The sequence below is a fragment of the Devosia sp. genome (assembly GCF_036406155.1).
Taxonomy (GTDB): Bacteria; Pseudomonadota; Alphaproteobacteria; order Rhizobiales; family Devosiaceae; genus Devosia_A.
The window spans coordinates 1-5,260 of the sequence record NZ_DASWVV010000063.1; the positions used below are offsets into that span (position 1 = coordinate 1).

General features: G+C 68.2%; 5 protein-coding genes. 4 read left to right on the forward strand and 1 reads right to left on the reverse strand.

The features are described 5' to 3' along the window. The 4 genes from VGD93_RS03920 to VGD93_RS03935 all read left to right on the forward strand — a co-directional run. Window positions 1-962, forward strand: a 962-nt coding sequence (locus VGD93_RS03920) for a hydantoinase B/oxoprolinase family protein (protein ID WP_395009390.1), incomplete at its 5' end; no start/stop codon positions are given. 18 nt (window positions 963-980) lie between these two features. Further along, window positions 981-1,385 carry a cupin domain-containing protein gene (locus VGD93_RS03925; RefSeq protein WP_395009392.1) on the forward strand — a complete coding sequence of 135 codons (405 nt, stop codon included), beginning with the start codon at window positions 981-983 and terminating at the stop codon, window positions 1,383-1,385. Then, window positions 1,382-3,049, forward strand: coding sequence for a 5-guanidino-2-oxopentanoate decarboxylase (locus VGD93_RS03930; RefSeq protein WP_395009394.1), 1,668 nt, complete (start codon window positions 1,382-1,384; stop codon window positions 3,047-3,049). Before VGD93_RS03925 ends, VGD93_RS03930 begins: the two co-directional genes overlap by 4 nt. Window positions 3,050-3,069: 20 nt before the next feature. Further along, window positions 3,070-4,314 carry a Zn-dependent hydrolase gene (locus VGD93_RS03935; RefSeq protein WP_395009396.1) on the forward strand — a complete coding sequence of 415 codons (1,245 nt, stop codon included), beginning with the start codon at window positions 3,070-3,072 and terminating at the stop codon, window positions 4,312-4,314. Here VGD93_RS03935 and VGD93_RS03940 read toward each other — a convergent pair. After that, a partial coding sequence (locus tag VGD93_RS03940; protein ID WP_395009398.1) for a LysR family transcriptional regulator occupies window positions 4,289-5,260 on the reverse strand: 972 nt, incomplete at its 5' end. The genes VGD93_RS03935 and VGD93_RS03940 overlap by 26 nt on opposite strands.

Below are 5,260 nucleotides of genomic sequence, written 5' to 3' on the forward strand. Positions count from 1 at the left end.
TGATCTTCGGGGCCTATACCTCGAAGCTGTTCGATCCGCACATCGTGTTCAACGACGGCTATTACGAACTGATCGACGTGCGCATCCCCGAGGGCAGCCTGCTGCGCCCGCGCCGGCCGGCGGCGCTGTCCTGCCGCACGCACCTGCTGTGCCGGATGTTCGATCTGGTCTCGGGGCTGCTCGGCCAGGGCAAGCCCGAGGCGATGTGTGGCGCCGGCTGGTCGGCCAGCCCGCATCTGATGTATTCGGGATTCGATGCCAAGGGCGACTGGTTCCAGCTGTACCAGATCGGCTTTGGCGGCCTGCCGGCGCGCCCGGTCGGCGACGGCGTCGACGGCCATTCGCTCTGGCCCTCCTTCATGAATATCCCGACGGAATATCTGGAGGCGTACTTCCCGCTGGTCATTCGTCACACCCAGGTCATTCCGGACAGCGGCGGGCCGGGACTGCACCGGGGCGGAAACGGCATCTCCATCGCCTACGAATTCCGCGAGCCTGGCGAGATTTCCATCCATGACGACCGCTGGATGACCCATCCGTGGGGCGTCAACGGCGGCAAGGCGGCCGGACGCAGCAGGCGGCGGCTCAACCGGGTCGCGGGAACCAGCGAGCTGGTGGCTTCCAAGTGCGACCGCATCAAGGTCGCCACGGGCGACGTGCTGATCATGGACACCTGGGGCGGCGGCGGCTGGGGTGATCCGCTGAAGCGGCCCGCAGGTCGCGTGGCGGAGGATGCCCGCAATGGCCTGATCACGCGCGAAGGCGCCGGCGATTACGGCGTCGTGCTGGACGAAGCCTTTGCCGTGGACGAGGCGGCAACCGCGGCCCTGCGGGCAACGATGGCGGCCGGGGCCGGGGCACCGCAGAGCTTCGACTTCGGCGGCACCATCCAAGAACTGATGGCCCGATGCGAGGCGGAAACCGGCATGCCGGCGCCGCGACGCCAGCCGGCGGCCGCCTGACGGCCAGCGGAGAACAACATGACCGAAGCGACACCGATGGCGGGAGAGCATCCTCCCGCGACGATCTTCCACGGTTCGGAAACCGGCTTCAGTGCGGTGCCCGGCACCCGCTTCGAGATGCGCGAGAACGGCCTGCAAGCGGCGACCGGCGGGGACTACACCGCGCGCATCTTCCGCGCCACGTCAGGAGGGGCGGTCGAGCCGGCGCTGCACTGGCACGACGCGGCCTTCCAGTACGTGCACATCCTCAAGGGTGAGATCGAGTTCCAGCTCGAGGGCGGCGAGCGGCGGACGCTGAGGGCCGGGGATGCGATATGGCAACCCAGGGGCTGCCTGCATTGTGTGGTCCGCGTCTCGGCGGATCTTGAACTTCTGGAGATTTTTTCGCCGGCCGAGATCGCCACGATCCGGGTAGACGAATGAACAGGCCATCCGACCCTCCCGCGCGGCTTCGGACCACTGGTGAGGCGCTCATCGACGCGCTGGCCGCGCGCGGCATCACCCATGTGTTCGGCATTCCGGGCGTGCACACGATCGAACTCTACCGGGGCCTCGCCGGCAGCCGTTTGCAGCACGTGTTGCCCAAGCACGAGCAGGGTGCGGGTTTCATGGCCGACGGCTATGCCCGCGCGACGGGAAAGCCGGCGGCCTGCCTCCTGATCACCGGCCCGGGGGTCACCAACGCGCTGACGGCAGTGGGGCAGGCCTATTCGGATTCGGTGCCCATGCTGGTCATCGCCTCGACCCAGGACGTGAGCGACCACGGTCGGCAGCGCGGAAGACTGCACGAGACGCGCAACCAGCGGGCCATGGCTGAGCAGGTGACGGCCTTCGCCGCGACGTGCTGGCTGCCCGACGACGTGCCGGACTATCTCGACCGTGCCTTTGCCGTCTTCGACAGCCGCCGTCCGCGCCCGGTCTATCTGGATATTCCCATGGACGTGCTGTCTGCACCGGCGCGAGGCGACTGGGCGCCGCGCCGGCTTTCGGCGCGGCCCGGCGCGCGACCGGAGGATATCGTTCGTGCCGCCGGCCTCCTGGCAGGGGCGCGGCGGCCGATGCTGATCGTGGGGGGCGGCGCGCGCTCCGCCGCGGACAAGCTGCACGCCCTCGCCGAACATCTGGCGGCACCAGTATTTTCCACGATCGCCGGCAAGGGCATTCTGCCGGCGGACCATCCGCTGTGGCTGGATGCCGTCCTGCACCGTGCCGATGGTCGCGCCTTCCTGGACGAAGCCGATGTGGTGCTGACCGTGGGTTCCGAGCTGGCGCAGAGCGAGTTCCTTACCGCGGCGCCCCTGCCCATTTCCGGCGAAATGATCCGCATCGACATCGACCACGAGCAGCTCTGCGATCAGCACAAGACGACACTACCGATCCTGGCGGATGCGGCGCCGGCCACGGCGGCGATCCTGGAGGCGGTTCGGTCGATGACCCCCGCTCGCCCCCGTGTCGAGGCCGAGCAAAGGGTGGCGCGCCTGCGCGCGGCGCTTCGCGCGGGGGAGACGGGCCTCGATGCGGTGTATCTCGCGGCGCTCGAGGCGATCAGCGAAAGCCTGCCCACCGAGACGATGATCTTCACCGACATGACAACCATCGCCTATGCCGGCAACTACCTGTACCCCGCCACGACGCGGGGCCGCTGGGTCCACCCGGCGGGGTTCGGCTCGCTGGGCTATTCGCTCCCCGCCGCCATCGGCGCCGCCATCGGCAAGCCCGGGGCAAAGGTCGTGGCCATCGTCGGCGATGGCGGCTTCCAGTTCACCTTGTCCGAGCTCGCTGTGATGGCCGAGTTGCAGCTTCCGGTCGTGGTGCTGCTGTGGAACAACAACTGCTTCGGGCAGATCCACAAGGGGATGGTGGAGCGCAGCGTCAGGCCCGTCGGCACCGTCTACCCGACGCCCGATTTCCTCGCCATCGCGCGCGCCTACGGCATCGCTTCGTACGCCCCCGCGAGTGCCGCGGAAGCCTCGCGCACGATCGCGGCAGCGTGCGTCGCCGGCGCCCCCGCCGTGATCGAGCTGACGCCGGAACTGTTCGGCGCTGCCGCTTCGACACCCAGCCTGTTGGATGCCGCCGGACGCTGAGCCGAGACCAGGATTGTGAAATGAGCCTTCCCACCGAAATCCGTGCCGATCTCGGCCGTTTCCTCGCCACGCTCGATGCCTCCTCCGCGATAGGGCAGGGGCGGCCAGGCGGCCTTTGCCGCCTCGCCCTTACGGAGGCGGATCGGCAGATGCGCGACTTGTTCGTGCAGTGGAGCAACGAGGCCGGGTTACGCGTCACCGTCGACGGCATCGGCAGCATCTTCGCGCGCCGCGAGGGCGTCGAGGACCTGCCGCCCGTGCTGTTGGGCAGCCATCTGGACACCCAGGAGAACGGCGGCCGTTTCGACGGCATCGTCGGTGTCCTCGGGGCCCTGGAAGTGGTGCGGCGGCTGAACGACCTGGGCATCGCAACCCGACGTCCCATCGAGATCGTCAACTGGACGAACGAGGAGGGGGCACGGTTCTCGCCTCCGATGGTGGCCTCGGGGTGCTTCGTGGGGGGCTACGACCTGGAGTGGGCCCTTGGCCTCAAGGACGCGGAGGGCACGACCGTCGGGCAGGCGCTGGACGCGATCGGTTATCGCGGCCCGGCAGCGGTCGGCGGGCGCGAGATCGACTCCTATTTCGAGCTGCATATCGAGCAGGGCGACGTCCTGGACCGCACCGGCCACGAGGTGGGGATTGTCACCCACGCCTATGCCTCGCACGGAATCCTTGTGGAGTATCGCGGGGAGACGGCTCACACCGGCCCCTGGCCCATGGCCAGACGCAAGAACGCCCTCGTCGCCGGCGCGCGCCTGCTGGTCGCCGTCGACGATCTCGGCTGGGAGTACGCTGCGACGGGAGGCAAGGCCACGGCGGCACGGCTTTCCGCCTCGCCGAACAAGGCGGGGCTGCTGTCGGACTGGGCGGAGGCGGTGTGCGACGTGCGGCACCAGGACCCCGAAGTGGCCGAGTTGATGCGGGTCAGGATGTCGCGCGCGGTTGCCGAGGCCGGCATCCGCTCCGGCTGTGAGACCAGGATACTGGATCAGTGGAGCTGGGGCGGCGACATCTTCGACGCGGCCATGGTCGGTCACGTGCGCGACGCGGCCGACAGGCTTGGCTTCAGGGGACTGGAACTGCCCAGCCAGGCCGGCCATGACGCGTATTTCCTGGCGAAACACGTCCCCACGGCGATGATTTTCACCCCCTGCAAGGACGGGATCACCCACAACCACAATGAGATGGCCACGCCGGCGATGCTGGAGCCCGGACTGAACGTGCTGCTGCACGCCGTCACGGCTCGTGCCGATCGGCCTTGATGCAGTCGCGCAGAATGGTGAGGAAACTGGCCTCGGCCAGTTCCAGGGGCATGGCCGGATTGGTGACCAGATAGAGATCGGCGCCCAGATGCACGCCTTCGGGGCTGATGCGCCAGAGCAGCCCGGCATCCAGCTCACGCTGGACCGAGGCGACCGGCAGGATGCCGATGCCAATGCCGGCCTCGACCATGCGGACGACTTCGGCCAGGTGAGCCGATGAGCCGCGGATCCGTTCTCCGAGCCCGGCCCCGACGCCAAGTGCCAGCATCGGTTCCAGCGCGCCGCCTTCGTTGTAACAGCTGAAGCTGACGAAGCTCTCGTTGCGCAGATGTTCCATGGTGGCCCCCTCCTTCGCGAAGAGGGGATGGGTCGCGCCGCAGAAGATCCCGAACTCCTCGCGCTCGAGAAGTTCGCAGGTCAGCCCCGCGATCGGTTGCGGCAGCAGGCAGAGGGCCAGCGGCGCGATCTGCCGCGAGATGGCGCGCACCGCCTGCGGACTGCTGACCGTATCGATCTGCACGATGATCGAGGGATGGCGCAGATGCAGTTCCCGGAGGGCCTGATCGAAGGGGGCGTAGCGCACGTCGGTGACGGCGAGGATGCGCAGCGTGCCGGTGATGTCGCGCGCCGCTCCGGAGAGTTTTTCGCCGATGCGGGACACGTCCCGAAATATCTGGGCGCAACCGCTGTACAGGAGTTCACCGTGCCGCGTCAGTTCAAACCGGCGGCTGGCGCGCACCACAAGACGCAGGCCCACGGCGTTCTCCAGCCGTTGCAGGGCCGAGCTGACCGAGGGCTGGCTGATCTGGAGACGCGCGGCGGCGCGCGTCAGGCTGCGTTCCTCCACGATGACGAAGAACGTGCGCAACAGGTTCCAGTCAAGTCTGTTGACGTCGAATATCATCCTCGCGAATCCATGTTGCGCTGCCGGGGCGGTCACCACGAC

What these genes read in the sequence shown, in the direction of transcription:
- VGD93_RS03925 (WP_395009392.1), top strand. Translation starts at nt 981, where the DNA reads ATGACCGAAGCGACACCGATGGCGGGAGAGCATCCTCCCGCGACGATC.
- VGD93_RS03930 (WP_395009394.1), top strand. Translation starts at nt 1,382, where the DNA reads ATGAACAGGCCATCCGACCCTCCCGCGCGGCTTCGGACCACTGGTGAG.
- VGD93_RS03935 (WP_395009396.1), top strand. Translation starts at nt 3,070, where the DNA reads ATGAGCCTTCCCACCGAAATCCGTGCCGATCTCGGCCGTTTCCTCGCC.